The sequence below is a fragment of the Roseibium sp. Sym1 genome (assembly GCF_027359675.1).
Taxonomy (GTDB): domain Bacteria; phylum Pseudomonadota; class Alphaproteobacteria; order Rhizobiales; family Stappiaceae; genus Roseibium.
Window position 1 is genome coordinate 6,165,507 of the sequence record NZ_CP114786.1, and the last position, 20,573, is coordinate 6,186,079.

General features: G+C 62.2%; 22 protein-coding genes. 8 read left to right on the plus strand and 14 right to left on the minus strand.

Going from position 1 to position 20,573, the window contains the following annotated elements:
* Nucleotides 1–57: 57 nt before the first annotated feature.
* Nucleotides 58–522, plus strand: a complete 465-nt coding sequence (locus O6760_RS28330; RefSeq protein WP_269583001.1) for a DUF2147 domain-containing protein — start codon at nt 58–60, stop codon at nt 520–522.
* Between the two features lie 13 nt (nt 523–535).
* Here O6760_RS28330 and O6760_RS28335 read toward each other — a convergent pair whose 3' ends face one another.
* The 3 genes from O6760_RS28335 to O6760_RS28345 form a co-directional block, all read right to left on the minus strand.
* Nucleotides 536–1,000, minus strand: a complete 465-nt coding sequence (locus tag O6760_RS28335; protein ID WP_269583002.1) for a GNAT family N-acetyltransferase — start codon at nt 998–1,000, stop codon at nt 536–538.
* A 45-nt stretch (nt 1,001–1,045) separates the two neighbouring features.
* Nucleotides 1,046–2,590 (minus strand): ArnT family glycosyltransferase, encoded by a 1,545-nt coding sequence (locus O6760_RS28340; protein WP_269583003.1) that lies wholly within the window; start codon nt 2,588–2,590, stop codon nt 1,046–1,048.
* A 112-nt stretch (nt 2,591–2,702) separates the two neighbouring features.
* Nucleotides 2,703–3,563 carry a hypothetical protein gene (locus O6760_RS28345; protein WP_269583004.1) on the minus strand — a complete coding sequence of 287 codons (861 nt, stop codon included), beginning with the start codon at nt 3,561–3,563 and terminating at the stop codon, nt 2,703–2,705.
* Nucleotides 3,564–3,799: 236 nt separating this feature from the next.
* Between O6760_RS28345 and O6760_RS28350 the strand changes: the two genes are divergently transcribed.
* Nucleotides 3,800–4,690, plus strand: a complete 891-nt coding sequence (locus O6760_RS28350) for a LysR family transcriptional regulator (protein ID WP_269583005.1) — start codon at nt 3,800–3,802, stop codon at nt 4,688–4,690.
* Here the strand turns inward: O6760_RS28350 and O6760_RS28355 are convergent.
* The 4 genes from O6760_RS28355 to fliK form a co-directional block, all read right to left on the minus strand.
* Nucleotides 4,687–5,061: a GFA family protein gene (locus O6760_RS28355; RefSeq protein WP_269583006.1), complete on the minus strand. Its 375-nt coding sequence runs from the start codon at nt 5,059–5,061 to the stop codon at nt 4,687–4,689. The two genes, O6760_RS28350 and O6760_RS28355, sit on opposite strands and share 4 nt — an antisense overlap.
* A gap of 21 nt (nt 5,062–5,082) precedes the next feature.
* On the minus strand, nt 5,083–6,564 hold the full coding sequence (gatB, locus tag O6760_RS28360) for an Asp-tRNA(Asn)/Glu-tRNA(Gln) amidotransferase subunit GatB (protein WP_269583007.1): 1,482 nt from the start codon (nt 6,562–6,564) through the stop codon (nt 5,083–5,085).
* A gap of 150 nt (nt 6,565–6,714) precedes the next feature.
* Nucleotides 6,715–6,996, minus strand: a complete 282-nt coding sequence (locus tag O6760_RS28365; protein WP_269583008.1) for an EscU/YscU/HrcU family type III secretion system export apparatus switch protein — start codon at nt 6,994–6,996, stop codon at nt 6,715–6,717.
* A 13-nt stretch (nt 6,997–7,009) separates the two neighbouring features.
* A complete protein-coding gene (gene fliK, locus O6760_RS28370) occupies nt 7,010–8,188 on the minus strand; it encodes a flagellar hook-length control protein FliK (protein ID WP_269583009.1) in 1,179 nt (392 codons plus the stop codon).
* A 1,605-nt stretch (nt 8,189–9,793) separates the two neighbouring features.
* Here fliK and O6760_RS28375 point away from each other — a divergent pair.
* Complete coding sequence (locus O6760_RS28375; protein ID WP_269586371.1) at nt 9,794–10,036, plus strand: DUF6455 family protein; 243 nt, start codon at nt 9,794–9,796, stop codon at nt 10,034–10,036.
* 18 nt (nt 10,037–10,054) lie between these two features.
* Here the strand turns inward: O6760_RS28375 and O6760_RS28380 are convergent, their stop codons facing one another.
* Nucleotides 10,055–10,357 (minus strand): phosphatidylglycerophosphatase, encoded by a 303-nt coding sequence (locus O6760_RS28380; RefSeq protein ID WP_269583010.1) that lies wholly within the window; start codon nt 10,355–10,357, stop codon nt 10,055–10,057.
* A gap of 494 nt (nt 10,358–10,851) precedes the next feature.
* Between O6760_RS28380 and O6760_RS28385 the strand changes: the two genes are divergently transcribed.
* Nucleotides 10,852–11,106, plus strand: coding sequence for a hypothetical protein (locus O6760_RS28385; protein WP_269583011.1), 255 nt, complete (start codon nt 10,852–10,854; stop codon nt 11,104–11,106).
* A gap of 284 nt (nt 11,107–11,390) precedes the next feature.
* Complete coding sequence (locus tag O6760_RS28390) at nt 11,391–11,648, plus strand: YjhX family toxin (protein WP_269583012.1); 258 nt, start codon at nt 11,391–11,393, stop codon at nt 11,646–11,648.
* Between the two features lie 40 nt (nt 11,649–11,688).
* Here the strand turns inward: O6760_RS28390 and soxR are convergent, their stop codons facing one another.
* Entirely contained in the window at nt 11,689–12,150 is a 462-nt protein-coding gene (soxR, locus tag O6760_RS28395) for a redox-sensitive transcriptional activator SoxR (protein ID WP_269586372.1), read from the minus strand.
* A gap of 100 nt (nt 12,151–12,250) precedes the next feature.
* Between soxR and O6760_RS28400 the strand changes: the two genes are divergently transcribed.
* On the plus strand, nt 12,251–12,640 hold the full coding sequence (locus tag O6760_RS28400) for a VOC family protein (RefSeq protein ID WP_269583013.1): 390 nt from the start codon (nt 12,251–12,253) through the stop codon (nt 12,638–12,640).
* 80 nt (nt 12,641–12,720) lie between these two features.
* Here O6760_RS28400 and O6760_RS28405 read toward each other — a convergent pair whose 3' ends face one another.
* From O6760_RS28405 to O6760_RS28415, 3 genes are all read right to left on the minus strand, one after another.
* On the minus strand, nt 12,721–13,962 hold the full coding sequence (locus tag O6760_RS28405; RefSeq protein ID WP_269583014.1) for an HlyD family secretion protein: 1,242 nt from the start codon (nt 13,960–13,962) through the stop codon (nt 12,721–12,723).
* Complete coding sequence (locus tag O6760_RS28410) at nt 13,955–14,371, minus strand: hypothetical protein (protein WP_269583015.1); 417 nt, start codon at nt 14,369–14,371, stop codon at nt 13,955–13,957. The genes O6760_RS28405 and O6760_RS28410 overlap by 8 nt, the downstream gene beginning before the upstream one ends.
* A gap of 231 nt (nt 14,372–14,602) precedes the next feature.
* Nucleotides 14,603–15,385, minus strand: a complete 783-nt coding sequence (locus tag O6760_RS28415; RefSeq protein ID WP_442969839.1) for an SDR family NAD(P)-dependent oxidoreductase — start codon at nt 15,383–15,385, stop codon at nt 14,603–14,605.
* A 267-nt stretch (nt 15,386–15,652) separates the two neighbouring features.
* Between O6760_RS28415 and O6760_RS28420 the strand changes: the two genes are divergently transcribed.
* Complete coding sequence (locus tag O6760_RS28420; protein ID WP_269583017.1) at nt 15,653–17,185, plus strand: arylsulfatase; 1,533 nt, start codon at nt 15,653–15,655, stop codon at nt 17,183–17,185.
* 173 nt (nt 17,186–17,358) lie between these two features.
* On the opposite strand, the gene O6760_RS28425 is transcribed toward O6760_RS28420, so the two are convergent.
* Nucleotides 17,359–18,714, minus strand: coding sequence for an adenylate/guanylate cyclase domain-containing protein (locus O6760_RS28425; protein WP_269583018.1), 1,356 nt, complete (start codon nt 18,712–18,714; stop codon nt 17,359–17,361).
* A 225-nt stretch (nt 18,715–18,939) separates the two neighbouring features.
* Here O6760_RS28425 and O6760_RS28430 point away from each other — a divergent pair, with 225 nt between their 5' ends.
* A complete protein-coding gene (locus tag O6760_RS28430; RefSeq protein WP_442969840.1) occupies nt 18,940–19,359 on the plus strand; it encodes a GFA family protein in 420 nt (139 codons plus the stop codon).
* 5 nt (nt 19,360–19,364) lie between these two features.
* Here the strand turns inward: O6760_RS28430 and O6760_RS28435 are convergent, their stop codons facing one another.
* Nucleotides 19,365–20,489 carry a helix-turn-helix transcriptional regulator gene (locus O6760_RS28435; RefSeq protein WP_269583020.1) on the minus strand — a complete coding sequence of 375 codons (1,125 nt, stop codon included), beginning with the start codon at nt 20,487–20,489 and terminating at the stop codon, nt 19,365–19,367.
* Between the last annotated feature and the right edge of the window lie 84 nt (nt 20,490–20,573).

The following is a 20,573-nucleotide window of genomic DNA, read 5'->3' on the forward strand; positions in this document are numbered from 1 at the left end:
ATTTGCCGATCAAGAATTGTGGCGCAATCACCATCGGCACTGCGGCGGGGTCTTTCCGTGTTTTGTAGGTCAAACTTCCTCATTCGTCTTTCGCCCCTGAAGGCGTGGCTGGCTGCGGCCGCCATTCTGGTCTCCTCCGGCAGCCTCGCTCACGCGGCCCCGGACATCACCGGCAGCTGGAAAACACCCGCCGGGGCGGTGATCCAGATCCGAAGCTGCGGCAAGGAGCCCTGCGGCCGGATTGTCGATTTCCCCCCTCCCAAGGGCTACACGGTCAGGTCGACGCCCGACCTCAACAACAAGGACCAGTCAAAACAGCAGCGCAAGATCCTGGGCCTCAAGGTCCTGTGGCGGCTTAAACCCGCATCCGACGGCTGGAAAGGGCGGGTCTACGACCCCCGCCGCGGCTTCAGCGCCAACGCCACCGTGCGCCGGACAGGGGCCACCTCGCTGGAGGTCCAGGGCTGTGTGCGGGTGGTCTTCAATGTCTGCGAGAAGGAAACCTGGCGGAAGGTGAACTGATCCGAGCCCGCCGTCACATCAGCATCTTCTTGTAGCCGAGGTGGCTCTGCTCAAAGCCGAGGCGGCGATAGAAGAGATGCGAGCCCTCCCGCTCCCTGTTCGAGGTCAGCTGGATGATGCAGGCGTTTGCCGCCGCGGCGAGCCGCTCGGCATGCTCCACCATTTTTCGGCCGATCCCGGCACCCCGCCGGTTCGCGCGCACGTGCACGCTTTCCAGTTCCACCCGCGGCCTCCCCTTGAACGCAACGCCTTTGAGGAAGTGGATCTGAAAGGTGCCGACCACCTCCCCCGATTCCGACAAGGCCACATAGATATCGCATTCCGGCGCCTCGCGAAGCGCCTCGAAGGCGGGCCGGTAGTCCTGCCAGTCGGCAAATTCCCTGTCCTTGCGGACGGTGGTTGCGCCTGCATTGATGATCGAAACGATGCTTTCGAGATGCTCGGGCCGGGCTTTTTCAATGCTGATCTGTCGAGACATGACTTTCGTTCCCGGGATTTGCAAAGAGGCCGTCCTGAAGGAGGGCTACCGGCACATGGGATCATCCGGCTCGAGTTCGGCGACACCCCACCAGGTCGTGCGCCAGCCGGGTGCCCGCCACAGATGCGGCCAGGCACCGTTGAGATAGGTTGCCGAACGCGGACGTGCCGCCGCCCAGAACGCGTTCCTGAGATAGCGTTCTTCCGCGGACGCCACCGGCCGCTCGTCGCCTTCCTCCCACACGAAAAGGCATTTGTCCCTCGGCGGCGTGCGCGCAGGAATGGCCTTGGTGACAAGCCTGGCCCCGGGAAACAGGACCCTCAGGTTGCCGCCGGTATAGCCATTGTCCGCGATCAGGGTGGCACGGGCCGCGCCGAGGTCCTCCAGCGGCAGGCGCAGGTCCGCGTATGGCTTCATGTGCCGGCAATTGCCGCCGCACCAGAAACGGTCCGGTGCCAGAAGGCCCGGCACGCGGGCCAGAATGGCGATGGCGACAAACGCCAGCAGCACGGCGCAGAGCCAGCGCCACTGGCGCTGAAAGCCGTAGCGCTCCAGATCGGCAAACAGGAAGATCGGCAGCAGAAGAAGAAGCGGATGCATGTGCCGCTCCTTGACATAGGTCGCCCCGGTGACGGCGATCAGCAGAGCGGTCAACGCGATCATCGCCAGCACCGTGCGGCCGCACAGGCGCGCGGCATCGGTCACGGAGGGCACCTGCGCTTGCTTGCGGCCGAGATACCGCTGCCAGAACAGGACGAGCAGGACCGGCACCAGCGGCACCGAAAACCCCAGTAGGCCGAAGGCGAGCTTGGCGAGACCTTCCAGAGACCGGGCAAGATGCGACGTTCCGGCCGATACACCCATCGTGTCGGACACGGAGGCGAACAGCCTGAGTCCCTCGTCGAGGATCCACAGGGCATAGGGACTGTAGACCAGGGCGGCGGCCAGCGGCACCAGCAGCAGGCCGCCAATCCGCAGCCGGACGCGCCAGGCCGGATCGCTTGCGGCCGCCAGCAGCAGGGCCAGCGCAAACAGCGGATAGGAGTGCTTGCCGAGCAGACCGGCCCCCACGGCGGCCCCGAAAAGCAGGTAATAGCCGAGCCGCCGCGTCTCCAATGCCTTCAGAAAGAAGAAGGCGCTCATGGCGCAGGCGGTGGTCAGGACGACGGTATGCGTCACGCCTTCATGCAGGTTCCAGCCGAACTGGTAGAACAGCGAATAGGAAAAGACACACAGCGCGGCAAGACGCGGGTCTGCGATTGCCTTGCGGGCGATCAGGAAAAGGAACAGCGCTGCAACCGAAATCAGGCCGTATTTGACGACAAGCGCCGCCCATATCGTCGGCCCGAAAACCTGTTGTGCCGACCAGAGCAGCCATTCGTAAAGCGGCGGCTGGCGCAGCATGTAGCCAGGTTCCAGCGTCTGGACGAGCACGTTTTCGAACATGTCGTCCGTGCCGAGCACCGGCGTGGACATGGCGCGCAAGAGAAGATGCGCGAGCCCCCAGGCCGCGACGATGACCCAGACACCCGGTGCAGTGGCGTAGAAGGGCGTCAGCTTGGTCTGGCCGGAGGTCGTTCGAAGTGTCATATCAGGGGGATACAGGATTTTATCGCACCTGTTAACCACGCAATCCCCGACTTCAAAAATGAAAACGCACAGGGGATTCCCGTGCGTCTTCAAAAGGCGTTCTTCAGCCCCTTCAGGCGGCCGCGGTCTGCGTGGTCTCATCCGCCTCGGCGACAGCAGACTGGAGCAGGCCGGTGAAGCTCGGGATGACCACAGGCCCCTGCCCTGCATCCCTCATCTGGACCGTGACGTTCCTGGTCGATGGAAAGGCCGTGAAAACAAAGACATCGGAATCCACTGGCAGCATTTGCTCGAAGCGGCTGCTGCCCTCGCGTTTGGCGCCATTGACCTGCATCTGGTTGGTACGCTCCCTTCCCTCGCCGTCCCGGGTCAAAACCTTGCGGCTGTTCGTCCCGGTCAGCTGGTTGATCCCCTTGTCGCCGGTCACCGCCCAGGTCACCAGGTCCCCAGACAGGAGATAGGCACGGTTCAGCTGCCACAGCCACACCACGCTGTCCTCATCACCCGTCGAGATCGTGAACTCCGTCGAGACCTGCCGGTTGTTGGAAATCTGGAACGTCTGGCTGGTGGACTGGCTCAGTGTCGTTGAAATGTCGGCTCCCAGGTCCGCAACCGGTGTGCTGATGCCTGTTTTCACGCCGATTGTCGTCGCGAACATTTCCGTCACCGTCGTGCTGCTGGCAATGCCTTCGCTGATGGTCTCGGTCTGTTTGAACGCGTTGCCCGGCGTGACCTTGACGGCGACCCGGTTGACCCAGTCGGCCTTGACCTGCAGGCGCATGTTGCGCCGGTCGAAATTCACCCAGCGGCGGCTTCTCTCCTCCTTGTAGGCATAGAGCGGCTCGGCGATCACGTCCTTCAGTTCGAGATTGTTGAAAATAACGGACGGCCTGGCCAGTGGCGGCACGATGTCGTCGAGATTGGCGGGAGACGGCGGCAAGGGGATCTGATTGCTTTCTTCAAGAGTGATCATCTGAGGCTCCTTCATGCGGTTTTAGCCCAGTCCGGCAGTGCGAAAGCGCCGCTGGGATGCATGAAAGGCTAGAGCTGACCCTTTTCCGGATATACCCACTGGTTGTCTAACGAAATATTGCACGCCGGACAATTTACTTGGCCCCGGCGGGATCTTATCCTTTCGGTCTTTGCGCCCTGTCTCGCCCGGTTGGAAAGGCGCGATTTCAGGTCAAACAAGGCAGTTTGGGAAACCGCATGGAACTTCATGAAATCCGCTATTTTCTCGCGGCCTGCGAAACCCTGAATTTTACCCGGGCGGCCAGCGATTGCGGCGTCGCGGTGCCATCGCTCACCAGGGCGATCAAGAAACTTGAAGATGAACTGGGCGGCCAGCTGTTCAGGCGGGAACGGCGCCTTACGCACCTGACCGATCTTGGCCGCCTGATGCAGCGCCATTTCCAGACCCTGCACGAGGCCGCAGAGACAGCGAAAAGCGAGGCCGCCGAATATGTGTCCTCAAACACCAAACTGAAACTCGGCGTCATTTCGACCATGTCCAGCGCCCATCTCGTGGCTTTTCTTAAAAAACTGCGGGGCCATGCGCCCGGCCTTGACCTGGAGATCTGGGAAAGTCACTGCGCCGACATCGCCGAGGCCCTGCACCAGGGCGACATCGATATCGCCATCCTTACGCTACCGGACTATTCGGAGGATTTCAGGCCGGTGGAACTGTTCCGCGAGCCCTACCAGGTGGCCTTCGCCAGGGGGCACCGGTTCGGCAACCTTCCGGAGGTGCCCTTGCGCGAACTGGAAGGCGAGGACTACGTCAAGCGCCTTCACTGCGAATTCCCGTCCAACTTCTCCAAACTCGGTATCGCCAAGCCGTATCACGCGGTTCGCACGCGCTATTCGACCGAGCGCGAGGACTGGGTGCAGACCATGGTCGCAGCGGGACTCGGCATCACGCTGATGCCGAAATTCCTTCCCGTTATCGCGGACCTTGAGTTGAGGGATCTCGTCGAACCGGAAGTCTATCGGACGGTCAGCATCGTCACCAAGGCGGGACGCAAGCATTCGCCACCGGTCCTCAAGGCGCTCGAGGCGGCCCGAGCGATGGAATGGGAGAGTGTAGGAGCTGGGCTCTAGTCCAGGAACGTCCAGGTCTCGGCGCCGTCGAAATGGCGCAGACCCACGGCTTCGACAGTGCCGAGTTCCGCCAGGTTCAGGTTGACGGTGACACGGCCCTTTTTCGGCCCCGCCACGGCTTCCCAATGCGTGGTGCTGCCGCAGGTCTTGCAGGTGTGGAACACCAGCTCCCGGTCGCCATGGGAATAGCCCAGTGTCGCGCCGGGTTCGCAGGTTATCTCGGCCTCGCCAACGTCACCGTGTCCCCAGACCGCCCCCAGACGCCGGCAGATCGAGCAATTGCAGGAGATCGCGAACCGCGGCCGCACTTTCAGTTCATAGGAAACCGAGCCGCAATGACACGCTCCCCTGATCGGCAAGTTCACCGTCATTGGTCCCTCCCGGCCCGGGTCTTATTCCAGGCCGATCTTCTGCTTCAGCATGTCGCTGACGGCCTGAGGGTTGGCCTTGCCCTGGGACTGTTTCATCACTTGGCCGACAAACCAGCCCAGCAGGCCCGGCTTTGCCTTGGCCTGCTCAACCTTGTCCGGGTTGGCGCCGATGATCTCGTCGACGATCGCCTCGATCGCGCCGAGGTCGGTGACCTGCATCATACCGCGTTCCTCGACGATCGCCGCCGGGTCGCCGCCTTCGGTCCAGACGATCTCGAACAGGTCCTTGGCGATCTTGCCGGAAATGACGCCGTCCTTGATCAGGTCGACAATCGATCCGAGCTGGGCGGCCGAAACCGGGCTGTCGGCCAGGTCCGTGCCTTCCTTGTTGAGGCGGCCGAACAGTTCGTTGATCACCCAGTTGGCGGCGAGCTTGGCATCGCGGCCCTTGGCCACGTCCTCGAAGAAATCCGCGGAGGCCTTCTCGGCCACCAGGATATCGGCGTCGTAGACGGTCAGGCCGTAGTCACTGACAAAGCGGTTCTTCTTGTCGTCCGGAAGTTCAGGCAGGTTCTCGGCCAGCGCGTCGACGAATTCCTGCGTGTATTCCAGCGGCAGCAGGTCCGGATCCGGGAAATAGCGGTAGTCATGCGCTTCTTCCTTAGAGCGCATGGACCGGGTCTCGCCCTTGACCGCATCGAACAGGCGCGTCTCCTGATCGATGCTGCCGCCGTCTTCCAGGATCGCAACCTGGCGGCGGGCCTCATATTCGATGGCCTGGCCGACGAAGCGGATCGAGTTGACGTTCTTGATCTCGCAGCGCGTGCCGAAGTCGCCGCCCGGACGGCGGACAGACACGTTGACGTCGGCGCGCATGGAGCCCTGGTCCATGTTGCCGTCGCAGGTGCCCAGATAGCGCAGGATGGTGCGCAGCTTGGTGAGATAGGCCTTGGCCTCGTCGGAGGAGCGCAGGTCCGGCTTGGAAACGATTTCCATCAGCGCGACGCCCGAGCGGTTCAGGTCGACAAAGGACATGGACGGGTGCTGGTCGTGCAGCGACTTGCCGGCGTCCTGTTCCAGATGCAGGCGCTCGACACCGATCTCGACCTGCTCGTCCGGCATGTCGAGCAGGATCTTGCCTTCGCCGACAATCGGCTGCTTGAACTGGGAGATCTGGTAGCCCTGCGGCAGGTCCGGGTAGAAATAGTTCTTGCGGTCGAACACGGATTTCAGGTTGATCTCTGCCTTCAGACCAAGGCCGGTGCGGATCGCCTGGCGTACGCATTCCTCGTTGATCACCGGCAGCATTCCCGGCATGGCGGCATCCACGAGGCTGACATTGCCGTTGGGATCCTTGCCGAATTCGGTCGAGGCACCGGAAAAGAGCTTGGCTTCTGACGTGACCTGGGCATGGACCTCCATGCCGATCACGATTTCCCAGTCGCCGGTCGCGCCCTTGATGAATTTCTTCGGATCGGGTGTGCGTACGTCGACAATCGTCATTTTCGTCAAGAATCCTGTTCGTTCGATTTCGCGCGAGATCGGCAGCGGGGCAGGAATGCTGCGGCGCGAATGTGTAGCAGACTGATGACCTAGTCAGAATTTGGCCCGGCTGCAAGGATTTCCTTGTGCGAGAGGCGCGGTTTCACACAATCAGGGACGCGGCGGGTGCTGCGCCTCGCCAGTGCGCATGATGAAGCCGATCAGGACGGCGACCGCCTGGTAGAGTTCGATCGGGATTTCCTGGTCGATTTCGATCTGCGAGAGGGCCTCCGCCATCATCGGGTTCTGTTCGATGGGAACACCCGCCTCCTTCGCCAGACGCTCGATCTGCTCGGCCACGGAGCCCGCGCCCTTGGCAGTGACCACCGGTGCGCCCTCGTTCTCGTATTTGAGGGCAACCGCAAGTTTCTTGTCCTTGTCTCCCTGGCTCACAGGCCCGTTCCCTTCAAGACTGCCGATCGATCATGTTGCCGTAATAGGCAGCGGTTCTGGGCGGCAGACCGCGGATCAGCCGCAATTCCTGCAGATCCAGCCCGGCATCCGCAAAGGCCGCTTCCATCGTCTCCCGCACCGCGTTCAGATTGTCGAAGGTGTCCTTGCGGTCCACCCAGAGACTGGCATAGGTACCGCCGCCGCGCAGGCTGATCGCGGCTTCAAGCGGACCGGTCGCGGTCAGGTCGAGCGCGAATCTCAGTCGCCAGGCAGGCTCAGCCTCGTCCCCGGTCTGATTTCCCGCACCATCCCGGCCGATCTGCATCTGCATGACCGCCGTTTCCTGGCCTATCGCCAGAGGCAGCTCGAGCACCAGATCCATGGGCTTGGCCGTCGCCTGCGGGGCACTGTCCCTGGTCAGGCCGGTGTTCGACAATTGCGTCAGACGCAGGCGCGCAAGGGCTGCGTCGGTTTCCTTCAACAAGGCCTGGAGATTTTGCGGAGCCGCGCCCGCCCAGTAACCGCTCGCCACCTGTTGTGCCTGCCCCTGGGGCGCCGCGTGGCGGGACGGCGCCGCGGGCTGCCCGGCGGGCCGGGCTATTTCAGGCCGGGCGCCCAGCTGCTGAAGCAGGGACTTGAAGGACAACAGAGCGGATTTGAGATCCGGCACCGCTCCAGTCCCGCTGCCCGGTAGCGCCAGCTGCGCCTCGCGAAACTGGCCCGACTGGCGTACCGCCTGCTGCAGGTCGCCCGCGCTTGCCCCGCCAGACAGGTTCAGCCGCAAGCCCAGGATCTGCTGCATGGCCTTGACCACCGCATCCGGCAGGGCGACATTTCCGGCACCTTGAGCACTCATCAGGCTGCCGACCTGGGCAAACAGGCTCGTGAGACCGGCCTGCTGCTCGGCCAGGGGCTTCTGCAGGGCGCCGGCGACCTGCGCCGCCGGCTCCGGTTTGCCGGCCAGGACCTGATGTCCCGAAGTTGCCGGACCAGCGCCGCCAAGCGGCTGACTGCCCAGCTGCTGATAGGGTTGCCCGTTCAGGATCCGGACCGGCGCAGCACCTTGTTGCTGGCCGAGACCACCGGTTCCCGCGGTCAGGGTCGCCAGCGCAGGCCCCTGTGCGCCGGTTTGTGCGCCGGTCGGGGGTGTGGCAGTCAAGACCGCAGATTGCGCGGCCGGTGTGGAAGCCACGCCTGGCGTTGTCCCCGCGAGTGACGGCGTTGCCTGGCCTGACGGGTGCGGTCCAGCCTGCCCGGGACCGGATGCTGTCGCCTGACCGGATGCGGTCTGCGCCGCCGGCTGCGGTTGGGGAGATCCCGTGCCCGGCCGGAACTGTGCAGGCGCGCCCTGTTGGCCAAGTCTTGTCCCCGGGACTGCCTGTTCGCCTGAAGGCTGCCCTGCGGCGGGCGCAACTGGGGATCCCTGCCCCGCCGGCGCGCCGGTCTGCGCAGAGCTTGCGGAAGCTGCCTGCCCCCCGGCCGGCGGCGCGGTCCCCGGCAACGGCGTGCCTGCAGCCTGGCCGGCAGGTGTCGCCGAGACCTGTGCCGGCGTTCCCCCTGCTGCGGTTCCAGCGGGTCCAGTGGTGGAGACGGTCACAGACGATGCTGACAAGGCCCCCGCGCCAGACGGCACACCCGTTGAGGAATTGCCGGATACCGGAGGCGGCGCCTGCTGCCCTGCCGGTGTGTTGGAGGAGAAGATGGGCTGCGTCCCGGAAGATGCGCCCTGCCCCACCGTTGTGCCAGTGACGGTTCCGCCACCCGGGAGCTGTCCCGGCGAAGCGGACACCTGAGGAGGCGCCTGACTGGAGGCAACGGCCGGTGCCTGAGGACTGCCGCCGCCAGCGGATGCAGCCGGAGCGGGCACGCCGGGTTGCGAAACGCCGGGCTGGGGCGGTTGCGGGGTTCCCGACACTGTGGCCTGGCCGGACAAGGGCGCCGGGGCAGCGCTGCCTCCCGCGCCGGGCGACGGCTGCGTCCCTGGAGCCGTGGCCAAGGGGCCCGTAGGAGCACCCGTGCCCGAGCCTCCCACAGTCGCCGGCATGACTTGAACGAGATGAGCTCCCGCGGGCGTCGCCGTGACAATCGGACGGGCAGCGGCGCTCTGAGCGGGGAATGCGGACGAAGATCCACCCGTTTGGGGCAGGTCCGGCCGGACCGAATTCGCTGGAGAGGGGTTGGCCAGAGATGGGGTGGCCGGAGATCGGGTGGCCGGAGATGGGCTGGAACGGGACGGATTGGGCTGGGCCTGCTGTCCCCCCTGGCCTTGCACCGCCCCGCCGCTCTGCTGTCCGGTCTGTGCAGGCGCCTTGTCGGTCGTGATCAATATGGCCGGCTGCTGCTTGCTGCCCGAGACCGTTACCGTCACCTCCGCATTTGCCGGCAGGGGACTGGCAACCCGAAGGTCGACCTTGCCGTCGGCGGTCGCGAGACGCACCACGCCTCCCGGCAAATTGCTCTCCACCCTGGCCTTGATTTCCGTTCCCGGCTCAAGCGTCCGCGCAGCAGAGCCGTTGCCGCTCCCCTGGGGCAGTGTGGACGCACTCACCGTTTCAACCATCACACCATCTCCGGGTGACCAGGTCCCGCTCACGGGCATTCATTCGCGGAATCATAAGGCTCGATTATGGCCGGTTTCTTAAGGAATGCCAGAGTTGACACGGATCAAGGCAATGCGGGCCGGTTTCCCGCACCATGCTGTTATCCGCCGGTGTCCTTCTCCCCGACGGTGCTCAAAAAACACTCATGAGGAGGACGCACGTTTCGCCCGAACAAGAGGAGACACAGCGTGAACTGGATGGATCGCCTGAATGAACGCGCCGAACTGATGGGCAGGATGCTCGATACAATCGGTGCCATGAAGTACATGCCTTCGGGGGCGCAGTCGCAGGCCGTCATGCGGTCTGCCGCCTATCGCTGCATCAACTGCTCGGAAACGGACGCCTGCCGAACGTGGCTGGAGCAGCACCCGGACGGGGCTGAACACCCGCTCGACCAATGCCCGAACGCCGCACTTTTCAACAGCTGGCTGGACAACTGATCGCTTCCCTCGAAACGCTCAACCGTGCTTCCGGCGCCGGCTGAGCCAGAACGCCAGGCCGGAGGCCAGCGCGCCTCCGACAAATCTGAAGGGAAACATTGCCAGGGCGCCCGCATCCTGGGAGATGGGTAGCGGCAATTGCAGCATGCCGACCGCGGCCTCGAGAATGAGTGAAAGCGCGGCGGCGGCGAAACCCGCGATCCACAATTTTTGCGCACGGTCGGCGCGCCACCCCAGATAGGCCCCGATCAGGAGCGCAAACGGGTTCAAGAGACCGGACAGTCCGATCAGGTCGTACCAGGTTTCCGAGAGGGTCATCATATGCTCCTCTTAACGGCAGCCGCCTGAAATTGCGAGAGACATTTAGGCCTTCTTTTCTGGCCGCCCCCACCTTCCGAAAAATCTGCAACCTGACCCACTGGAGCGCTTTGCGATCAATCAGGGTCATTTGACCGAGGCGATTTGGCTCGCTGGCGAGGCGGGCCTGGCGCGGAGGTGTTTCCCACCATTAGGGGCCAACGACGCCGGCGTGCCAAACCGCCTGGCCCGCCGGCAGCGCTGCGCCGCTTGTCCGATGCACCGCATCGCGCTTCGCAACGCGCCTTGCCGTTTGAACCGGATAGTCTCATCAGCAGCAACGTTCAGCACTAATACGTATTATTACGAAACTTTTCGTATTCACAAGAACATGAACACCAATTCACATAACTGTCTGTAACTTTACTTTCCTCCGCCATGTGCTAATCTAAATAAATTGGGCACCCAATACGCGGACCCTAGCCCCTCTTCATTTCTGCTCGGCAAGATTTAAATACATGAATTTACTTGCACCCTTCCATGAAGACGACCCTACCATTGAAGTATTGGGCAAGACGGATCGACGTCTTGGAATCCAGTGCCACCATTGCGGACGGTTTCGCTACATGAGTGCCGGCCGGTTCTCAGGCGATCAGAAAATATCGGCACTGAGCGAAACCCTGAAATGCGCCGCCTGCGGTTCCAAGGATGTCAGCGCCGTTGCCGTGTCCAGGAACACCGACAACGGCTACTGGCCCGCAGAAAGCAGCTGACCTCTTCGGATCCCCGGATCCGTTCCACCTTACCGCTGTCCTTTGGCGTTTGGGCAACAGGCGGCCTCGAAGAGGTCTTCTCTCCTGTCCTTTCAACCGCGCTACATTGCTGCCCATAAGTGCCCGTGATATGGACATCACTGCCAACTGAAAGGATTTTTATGCGCGGATTGCAAGAGTCCCGGTAAAACCCGGCTGCAGCCAGCCGGGAACAGACAATCAGCACTGCATGCGTTCTGCTGCGGTGACTGCCGGTATGCATAAAATCAGGCAAATCACTATCAATGGACATTTCCAAGGCCGAGCAGCGGGTCCTGCACCTGCTGGCTCAAGGCGGCCATATCCTCGTGGAAAAGGACGAGGACGGCCGTATCGTCACGTATGACACCGTCACCCGCGAAGGCTGGTTCTGGGGAGGTTGTACTCAGAGACTGTTCCGCAAGCTCAAATACATGCGGTATATCTCCTCGAAAAACGGCGGTCCCTACCGCATAACCCAACTGGGTCTCAGGAGGGTTCGGTCACAGCTCAACAACCGGTAACCTGAAAACGCTTGCCGGCTGCGCAAGCAGGACCGGCCATTCATCCGGCCACATCCGGCCGGTCACCGAGCAGATAACGCGGCCCGCGGCCCTTGTTGGCCGCGGCGTCGCCGGCATTGTAGAGCCGGCAGGACTTCAGTGAGAGGCAGCCGCAGCCGATGCATGAATCCAGCTTGTCCCGTAGCGCCGTCATGCGTGCAATACGCTGATCGAGATGGGCGCGAAACTCCCGGCTGATCCTGGTCCAGTCCGCCTTGGTTGGTGCCCTGCCTTCGGGCAGGCGCTTGAGCTGCTCCGCGATCTCGGCAATCGAAAACCCGAATTCCTGTGCCACAAGCACGAAGGAAAGCCGCCGGATGTCGGCCCGCAGAAACCGTCTTTGGCCGCCGGCGTTCCGGCTCGGGTGCACCAGCCCCCTGTCCTCGTAGAACCGGATCGCAGAGACTGAAAGCCCGGTCCGCTCAGCCAGTTCACCGATGGACAGAGGATCGGTCCCTTTCATAAGCTTTTTCATTTTTTGGGCTTTCTCCCCTTGACCTCAACCTTACTTGAGGAATTATCTCCAGTGTCCCAAAAAGGTCAAACCTTGAAAGGACACTGTCATGAGCACGGCATTTCTGGAGCATGTGAACATCACCGTCAGCGACCCGGACGCGACGGCCAAGCGGCTGGAGGCCTGGTTCGGCTGGAAGGTGCGCTGGAAGGGCGCCAGCCTCGGTGGCGGAACGACCTATCATATCGGCAACGAAACCAGCTATATCGCCGCCTATACGCCACCCGAACCGCCGAACCGGTCCGACGCGGTCAGCTACCACACCCACGGCGGTCTCAATCACGTCGCCGTTGTGGTCGACGATCTGGACGCCACGGAAGAACGGATCAAGGCCGGCGGTTACAGGACCCACAATCACGGCGACTACGAGCCCGGGCGCCGGTTTTATTTCGACGACGACGACGGCATCGAATTCGAGGTGGTCAGCTACACGTCCTGATCTGCGCCGTGAAACGGGAACGAACAAGGGCCGGACTGTCCGGTCCGGCCCTTGCTGTCATTCCGTGTGAGCCGCAACCGTCAGTGCCCGGTGAGCACCAGTGTCTGGATCGGGAACAGCAGCGCCTGAAGACGCAGCAGCATGGCGTGCACCAGGCCGACCGTATCGACCGCGTGCAGGAAGATGAACTCGCCTGTGCCGAGCGGTTCACCCGATGTCAGCCGGTCATGGTTGCTGGTATAGGCGTTGACGATGCAGATGGCGCCGGGGGGAAGCTCTTCCAGCCCGTCCTCGTAGAGCGGTTCCAGCATCGTGGTGATCGTTGCCGGCTTCACGGATTGGCTGGTATCGACCAGCTGTCCGCCCGCATTGACCTGTCCAGAGGCAATCTGGGTCTGCACTTCGGTCACCACCAAAGGGATGATGGTGAAGGGCACTGCCCCGCAGAATGCTTCCGCGACCATGCCTTCCTTCAGGACCTGGGCCTCGATCTGGCCAAACCCGGCGATGATCCGCTCCCGCTGCGCATCGGCGGGGATCAGAACACCGGCCGGCCGCATGAACGGATTGACGATGTCACCCTTGCGCAGAATGAACTGGCTGACCGTTCCGTCGACACCGGCATAGACGGTCATCTTCGCCAGTTCCACCTGCGCCTCGTTGAGGCGCGCCTCGGCGCTTTTCAGCTTTGCCGGCAGAGACACGTTGATCTTGGTCTCGACGAGTTCCTGGTTGGCCTGGGCGGCCCGCAGTCCGCCGGACCTGGCATCGACCGTGTTCTGCAGTTTCTCGATGTCCCGCTCGCTGACCACATTGGCGTTGCGCTGGAACAGTTCCTGCCGCGTGTCGAGCTCGTCCTGTGCCTGTTTCAGCGAGGCCTGCGCCTGTTCGACCTGCGCGGTCACCACCGCCAGTTCGCTTTGCGCCAGTGCCAGTTCGCCCCTTGTCTCGGCGACCTGCTGTTCGGCCGTCACCACGTCGGCCTCCTGACGCGTGCTGTCCAGCCTGAAGATCGGGTCGCCTGCCTTGACCTCGACCTCCAGCTCGCGCGGGACATAGGTCTCGACCACACGGCCGGAACCTTCGGGCAGGATCGGCACCGTCCGGAAGGACGACACTGCCGAGGTCGCGGTCGGATGGTAGTAGAAGATCAGCGTGATCAGAGCGACGGTCAGCATCAGGCACAGGACGATGCCGTAGCGCAGCTCGTACCAGACCGAATAAAGCGTGATTTCATGACCGATGCGCTTTCCCTGGACAAATCGGCGGATCAGGAAGTCCGGCAGGATGGTGAGAAGCGAACAGAACAGAAGCTCAAACATGTTTGCCCCCCTCACCTTCTTGCGCGGAAGCCTGAACGGTCTCTTCGGAAGAAGCGGACATTTCGCCCTCGGCCGCCGGCCCTTCATCGGCGGCGAACTCAACCTCCGTGTCGTGTTCAACAATTGTCTCGGAGGAGACGCCACCTGTGCCCGCCATCCGGCTCAGTGAATGAGCGATCGATTCAAGAGGGGTCCAGAAATCCGGAAGCTGGATGAAGGCCAGAAGCAGCGCCGCCACCCAGAAGATGTTGTTGTGAGTGAACAGCGCCAGCAACCCAAGCACCGCAACCAGTTCGAACTGCATGCGACCGTGCTTGTGCGCCAGGCGTTCGGGGATTGAATGAAGGTGCAGATAAAAAACGCCCGCCAGAATGACACCGATGATCAGCGAGACCAGCATCACCGACATCAACCAGTCGCCACCATCCGCCGTCGGTATGAAAGGCGGCAAATGATGCGGCGCAAGTTCATGCGCTTGTTCAGACATAGATGACTCCCCTAACGCCAAGGCAGCGCTTCACGTGCGCGCGCCGTTGCGTCAGCTTAGACGGGAAAAAGCCACAAGCGTATGAAAAAGTGTGTCTGTGGAAGAGTTTGGCCAAACCGGCGGCGCACTGATGTCAGCGCCGCCGACTACCCATCACCGCGGAGCCATGCGGATTGCACCGTCGAGACGGATGGTCTCGCCGTTGAGCATGTCATTCTCGCAGATGGACCGGACCAGCTGGGCATATTCCGTCGCCTTGCCGAGCCGGGAGGGGAACGGCACCTGCTGACCGAGAGAGTCCTGGACCTCCTGGGACAGGCCGAGCAGCATCGGCGTTTCGAAAATGCCGGGTGCGATCGTCATCACGCGGATGCCCGATTTTGAAAGATCCCGCGCAACAGGCAGCGTCATGCCGGCGACACCGGCTTTCGAGGCTGCGTAGGCAACCTGGCCGATCTGGCCGTCAAAGGCCGCGACCGAGGCCGTCGAGACGATCACGCCACGCCCACCGTCCGGGGTGACCGGCTCAAGAGCCGCCATGCCCGTTGCCGCGATCGAAATGCAGCGGAAGGACCCGATCAGGTTGACACCGATCACCTTCTCGAACATGTCCATCGGATGGGGTTCTCCGCGCGACGTCGTTTTGGCGACCGGTGCAATACCGGCGCAATTGACGAGGATCCGCTCTTGCCCATGGGCGCTGCGCGCGGTCTCGAACCCGGCTTCAACGCTGGCCTGGTCGGTGACGTCGACATCCGCAAAGATGCCGTGGATCTCGGAGGCCACCGCGCTCCCATCTTCTGCGTTGCGGTCGAACAGCGTCACCCTGACGCCTTCGGCGGCGAGCATGCGCGCCGTTGCCGCGCCCAGCCCCGAAGCACCGCCTGTGACAATTGCCGAAAGAGAAGAATCCAGTTTCAAGTCAGCCTCCAACATGACCAATCCATTGATATCAATAGATTTAATTTTTCCTTTTGACGAAAACGTCAATTTAAGGCGCAAAGTGACCGAGAATGCGTGCCCGGTCAAGCAATTCCGGGTTTCACTGTCCTGGCGACCATGAGCTTCACCCCGGCGGCAGGGCAGTTCGACCTCGGGCACGGGCGGGCGTTAACTCAAAAAGGTATTTTGTCGCCACACGAATGACTTTTAATTCTGCCGCTCTATCTCCCTGAGTTGCACAGTTTCCAAGGGAGCCATGTGATGTTGAAAGTTTTTTCCTCTGCAGCCCTGGCCTTGTTTCTTGCCTCCGGCCCAGTCATGGCGCAAGAGCCGGACAAACCGAACATTCTCGTGATCTGGGGGGATGATGTCGGCATGTGGAACATCTCGGCCTATCACCGCGGGATGATGTGTTGCGAGACACCGAACATCGACCGCATCGCGGACGAGGGTCTGCTGTTCATGGACCATTATGCGCATGCGTCCTGCACGGCGGGAAGAGCGGCCTTTATCACGGGCCAGTACCCGATCCGGACAGGCCTTTCGACGGTCGGCCTCCCGGGTGCGCCGCAAGGGCTCCAGCCTGAGGACCCGACCCTCGCCGAGATGCTGAAACCGCTCGGCTATCGCACCGGGCAATTCGGCAAGAACCACCTCGGCGACCGTGACGAGCATCTGCCGACGGCGCACGGTTTCGATGAATTCTTCGGCATCCTCTATCACCTGAACGCCGGCGAATATGTCGAACAGGACGACTATCCCGCAGAGGCATTCGAGGAAGCCGGACTGGCACAACGGGGCGTTATTCATTCCTTTGCGGCCGACCAGGGAGGCGCGCAGAAAATTGAGGACCTGGGAGGTTTCGGCCAGGAACGTCAGCGCGTGCTTGACCAGGAAGTCCTGGAAGAAAGCCTCCGGTTCATCCGGGACGCCGTGGCCGCCGACGAACCGTTTTTCGTATGGCACAACACGACACGGATGCATTACCGGACCAATCTGAGCGAGGAATATGACGGCATCACAGGCACGGGAAGCGTCTATGCCGACGGCATGGTCGAACTTGATGACGATGTCGGCGAATTGCTGGACCTTGTCGACGAACTGGGCATTGCCGACAACACTGTGGTGATCTTCTCCACCGACAATGGTGCCCCGACAAACAGCTGGCCGGACGGCGGCAACCAGCCTTTCCGCGGCGACAAGGGTGTCGGCGGCTACGAGGGGGCCTTCAAGGTGCCGGCGATGATACGCTGGCCGAACCTGGTCAAGCCCGGCACCACGACCGGTGAACTTGTCACCATGGAAGACTGGGTTCCGACCATCATGGCCCAGCTCGGACAGCCGGGCCTCAAGGAGGACCTGCTTGGCGGGACCGAGATCGGCGGCACCGACTACCGCGTCCATCTTGACGGTTACGACCAGACACCGGTCCTGACCGGCGAAGGCCCTTCCAATCGCAAGGAGTTCTTCTTCTTCTCGGAAACCACCTTCCACGGATTGCGGTTCGGCGAATGGAAGTTCCTGTTCACGCAGCAGGACAAGTGGTTCAACGGTGTCCAGGAGCAGATAACGACGCCCCTGATCACACGGCTCGACCTGGATCCGTTCGAGCGATTCCATGAAAGCAGGGGGTTCGACGAGTGGCAGGAAAACAGGTCCTGGGCGCTCGGCCCGGCGAGCGCCATTGTTGCCCGCTTCTTCTCGTCGTTCGAAGACTATCCGCCGCGCCAGAAGAGCCTCGATTTCGACACCGAGTCGATCATGGACACCATGATGGATCCCAACGCGCGCTGACATCTGCGTACCTCGTCCCGGGGCAGCCGGCAGCTCTCCGGGACGAAATTCCTGCCGCGTGCTTTCACGGCAGGTCCGGAAGGCGGCGATGCCGCCGTCAAATGTCTGGCGTCGGTTATTCGCGCCCGCATCCAGCCGCAGGCACCCGCAAGCATGCTCCTGTTGCAACAGCTCTACCGGGCGAGAACGACAAGATCGACCGGAGCCCGCATGCCGACGACCTCTTCCCCCGGGCGGGCCTCGAGGAGCGGAATGTCATAGCCCTGTGCCCGTGCCAGCTCGAAGGTTGTCCTGTCGGTGAGCGCCTTCGACTGCTGGATCTTGTTGGCATCCTCCAGTTTGGCCGCCCTGTTGACGGCATCACCGATCACCGTGAATTCGAGCCGCCGCTTCGAGCCGATCACCCCGACCGTGACCGGTCCGGCCGAGACTGCCGTACCAATGCGCAATTGCTCCGGCCAACCGGCAGACTGGAACCGGTCCTGCGCCTGTTCGGCGCATTCGATCAGGCGGTTGGCCGCCCTGAGGGCGTCGGCCGCATAGGTCTCGGAAGGATGGACCGCGCCGAAGGTCGCCAGGATACCGTCGCCGAGGAACTTGTCGACGCGCCCCCCCTCCTCGACGATCACCTCGACCGCAAGGTTCTGATATTCCGCCAGCACGGCCAGAACGGTTTCCGGTGCCAGTGTCGCGGAGGTCGAGGTGAAGGAGCGGATGTCGGCATAAAGGATTGCCGCATCGCGCTGGCTGCCTTCGCCGGCCTGCAGTTCGGTGTCCGCCCCGGTGATGGACGCGGCGACTTCGGGAGCAAAGAACCGGCGCAGGTCCATCGCCGCGGCATGATCCTTTGTCGCCTCGAACAGCATCGACCGCCCCCGGTAAAGCGCAACGGACAGGATGATGGTGACGGCGAGAATGACCATGGTCTTGTCCAGTTCGGCGCCGATCAGGATGGTGTTTCCGGTCAGGTATTCGACATAGTTGCGGGTGACGCGCATGTGGTCCATGTCCGCGAACACCGCATAGAAGACCAGCCCGAGCCAGCCGGTCACCGCGACAAGGCCGGTGGTCAGGACGAAGCGCGGATCGAAACGGAGCGCTCTCAGTCCGATGAAGATGAACACATACATCAGCGTGGGCGTCTTCAGGTAGAAGGTCGGGTGCTGGCCATACTGGATGTGGAAGGAAAAGATCAGCCCGACCAGCAGGCTCATGTCGACCAGGATCGAGATCAGCAGATACCATTGCGGCAGCTCGAAGCGGTAGGACAGCACCAGCCGCATCACGGTGAACAGGAAATAGGCTGCCAGGGCGTAGGGAACGAAATTGAACCCGGCGGACCCTTCCGCCCGGGGCGCGATGGCATAGAGCGTCGAGAAAAACAGCACGATGCCCAGCTGCACCCAGCCGATCAGGTGCTCCGAAGAGGCTTCCCGGGCGCGAATGTCGTCCCGGATCCGGTCGGGCAACCCGGCCTCGGGCGGTCCACCGCGCAGGATGTATCTAACAGAATTCAGAAATGAAGCCATCAGGACGCCGATGTCGATGTAAGGACAACCGGAGTTTCCACTCCGGCAAGGCATTGCGCAAGCCGCTCCTCCGGATTGTGACCGGTTGTGAGTGGCTGTCGCCGTGAGAGGACATCCCGTCAATGTCCGAAGATCGTGACGCCCGTTCCTTGCCCTGATACAAAAGCCTGTTCCGACTGCGGCAGAAGGCGTGACGGACAGGCCTTGCGAGGTTCGAGTACCGGTATGAAGTTTTCGGGAAAATGCCTTTGTGGCGCGATTGGCTACGATGCGGATGGACCGCCGGTCGTTGTGGCCCAATGTCACTGCGAAGAATGCCGCCGCCTGAGTGGAACCGGCCACTCGATTGGAGCCATGTTCCCCGCCAAAGCGGTCAGGATCCACGGCGACCTCCACGAATACAGATACACATCGGCAAAGGGCTCAAAAGTGACCAAAGCGTCCTGCGCGACATGTGGCAGCCCGATATATGGCACGAATACGCGTTCACCCGACTATCTGACTTTGACACTCGGCTCGATGGATGAGGCCGCCGGCCTGGAAGTTCAGGTCGTGGTTTTCGAGCGTGACAAACCGCACTGGGACCAATTGCCGGAGGACACCGTCTGTTTCGAAACTCAACCGGACTGGCAGCCCGACACCTGACGCGCCTAGCTCCGCCAGATCATTTGCTGGTGAAGCTGTTCCACCTTGCGAACCAGATCGCTCTGGCGACGGCAACCGGTCTTGGACAGTGCGGCCTTGATCTGGTTGCGCGCCGTATGGACACTGATCTGCCTGTCCTGCGCAATTTCCGCCGGCGTCAGTCCCTCGCGAAGCTTCAGGACCGTCACCGTCTCGGCCAGGCTCAGACCAAGCAATCGCTGAACGTGATCCTTGAGCGACGCACGGTTCTTTTCCGGCTTGAGCGCCACGAGCACCGCAGAAATGGACTTGTCCATAAAGGCACCAAAAGGCGTGCGGTCGAGGTCCGCAAGGCGCACGCCCATAGTACGGCAGGTCCACTTATGGCCTTCCTCGTCCTCAAGGCTCCAGTTCTTGAAGATGCCTTCTCCCTTCGCCTGAAAGCGGGTGAAGGCGGCGAACTCTCTCTGCGTCTCCTCGGACCGGAACCGGACGCGCCGCCCGAAGCCGTTACCGATGAGTGTTCCCTTGTCCAGCAGCGCTTGCGCTTGCCCGCAGGCAAAGTGGATCGTCATCGCCGGATCGACCACCATGATCGCGGTGCCGGACCCAAGCAGATGCTGTTCGGCGGCCCATTTCTCGAACGAGAGCCCGGAAATCGTCCGGTTGATTTCCAGGGACTGGCGAATGATCGGCGCGAGATCGTCACACAACCGCAGCCAGTCGGCCTCGTATTTGTCGCGATCCCTCGCCCGCATGTTGCCGCCGAGCAGGAACATGCGGTCCGCATCATAGGCGAGCATGCAGCCGCCGCCGCCGGTTATGTCTTCCAGCGGCGCGAGAAGGTCGGCATAGAACTGCGTCTTCTTCAGGGTGGCCGGCGGGCAAAGCTGGAACGTGGAAATGACGTCCCCGACCGCACATCTCGAAAAATTCTCAGCAAACGGGTTCTTGTCGGCGTAGTGGGTTTCGTAGAGCTCCAGGATCTGCGGATCGTAGCCGGACGAACAGGCAAGCGGCGCTGCCCTGGTGAGCTGATCATAGCCGATCAGCTGTGTGCAAACGCGCGTTCCGAGAACCTGTGCAAGCTCATCGAGAAACACCTGCCACTGGTTTGGATCCAGTGCAGCGGAGACCGCAAGGCTCGACAAATGAACATATTTTCCCGCATCAACAACCACGCCACCCCCAAGCGAACCCTGTTGTTTTTTACAATACCGCTAGACAATCCGGTG

Bases quoted from the DNA above. Each gene is read 5' to 3' on its own strand.
- O6760_RS28425 (WP_269583018.1), bottom strand. From the start codon at position 18,714: ATGGCTTCATTTCTGAATTCTGTTAGATACATCCTGCGCGGTGGACCG.
- O6760_RS28355 (WP_269583006.1), bottom strand. From the start codon at position 5,061: ATGACGGTGAACTTGCCGATCAGGGGAGCGTGTCATTGCGGCTCGGTT.
- O6760_RS28335 (WP_269583002.1), bottom strand. From the start codon at position 1,000: ATGTCTCGACAGATCAGCATTGAAAAAGCCCGGCCCGAGCATCTCGAA.
- O6760_RS28375 (WP_269586371.1), top strand. From the start codon at position 9,794: ATGGATCGCCTGAATGAACGCGCCGAACTGATGGGCAGGATGCTCGAT.
- O6760_RS28390 (WP_269583012.1), top strand. From the start codon at position 11,391: ATGGACATTTCCAAGGCCGAGCAGCGGGTCCTGCACCTGCTGGCTCAA.
- soxR (WP_269586372.1), bottom strand. From the start codon at position 12,150: ATGAAAGGGACCGATCCTCTGTCCATCGGTGAACTGGCTGAGCGGACC.
- O6760_RS28340 (WP_269583003.1), bottom strand. From the start codon at position 2,590: ATGACACTTCGAACGACCTCCGGCCAGACCAAGCTGACGCCCTTCTAC.
- O6760_RS28350 (WP_269583005.1), top strand. From the start codon at position 3,800: ATGGAACTTCATGAAATCCGCTATTTTCTCGCGGCCTGCGAAACCCTG.
- gatB (WP_269583007.1), bottom strand. From the start codon at position 6,564: ATGACGATTGTCGACGTACGCACACCCGATCCGAAGAAATTCATCAAG.
- O6760_RS28420 (WP_269583017.1), top strand. From the start codon at position 15,653: ATGTTGAAAGTTTTTTCCTCTGCAGCCCTGGCCTTGTTTCTTGCCTCC.
- O6760_RS28405 (WP_269583014.1), bottom strand. From the start codon at position 13,962: ATGTTTGAGCTTCTGTTCTGTTCGCTTCTCACCATCCTGCCGGACTTC.
- O6760_RS28410 (WP_269583015.1), bottom strand. From the start codon at position 14,371: ATGTCGGTGATGCTGGTCTCGCTGATCATCGGTGTCATTCTGGCGGGC.
- O6760_RS28345 (WP_269583004.1), bottom strand. From the start codon at position 3,563: ATGATCACTCTTGAAGAAAGCAATCAGATCCCCTTGCCGCCGTCTCCC.
- O6760_RS28385 (WP_269583011.1), top strand. From the start codon at position 10,852: ATGAATTTACTTGCACCCTTCCATGAAGACGACCCTACCATTGAAGTA.
- O6760_RS28380 (WP_269583010.1), bottom strand. From the start codon at position 10,357: ATGATGACCCTCTCGGAAACCTGGTACGACCTGATCGGACTGTCCGGT.
- O6760_RS28415 (WP_442969839.1), bottom strand. From the start codon at position 15,385: ATGTTGGAGGCTGACTTGAAACTGGATTCTTCTCTTTCGGCAATTGTC.
- O6760_RS28400 (WP_269583013.1), top strand. From the start codon at position 12,251: ATGAGCACGGCATTTCTGGAGCATGTGAACATCACCGTCAGCGACCCG.
- O6760_RS28430 (WP_442969840.1), top strand. From the start codon at position 18,940: ATGAAGTTTTCGGGAAAATGCCTTTGTGGCGCGATTGGCTACGATGCG.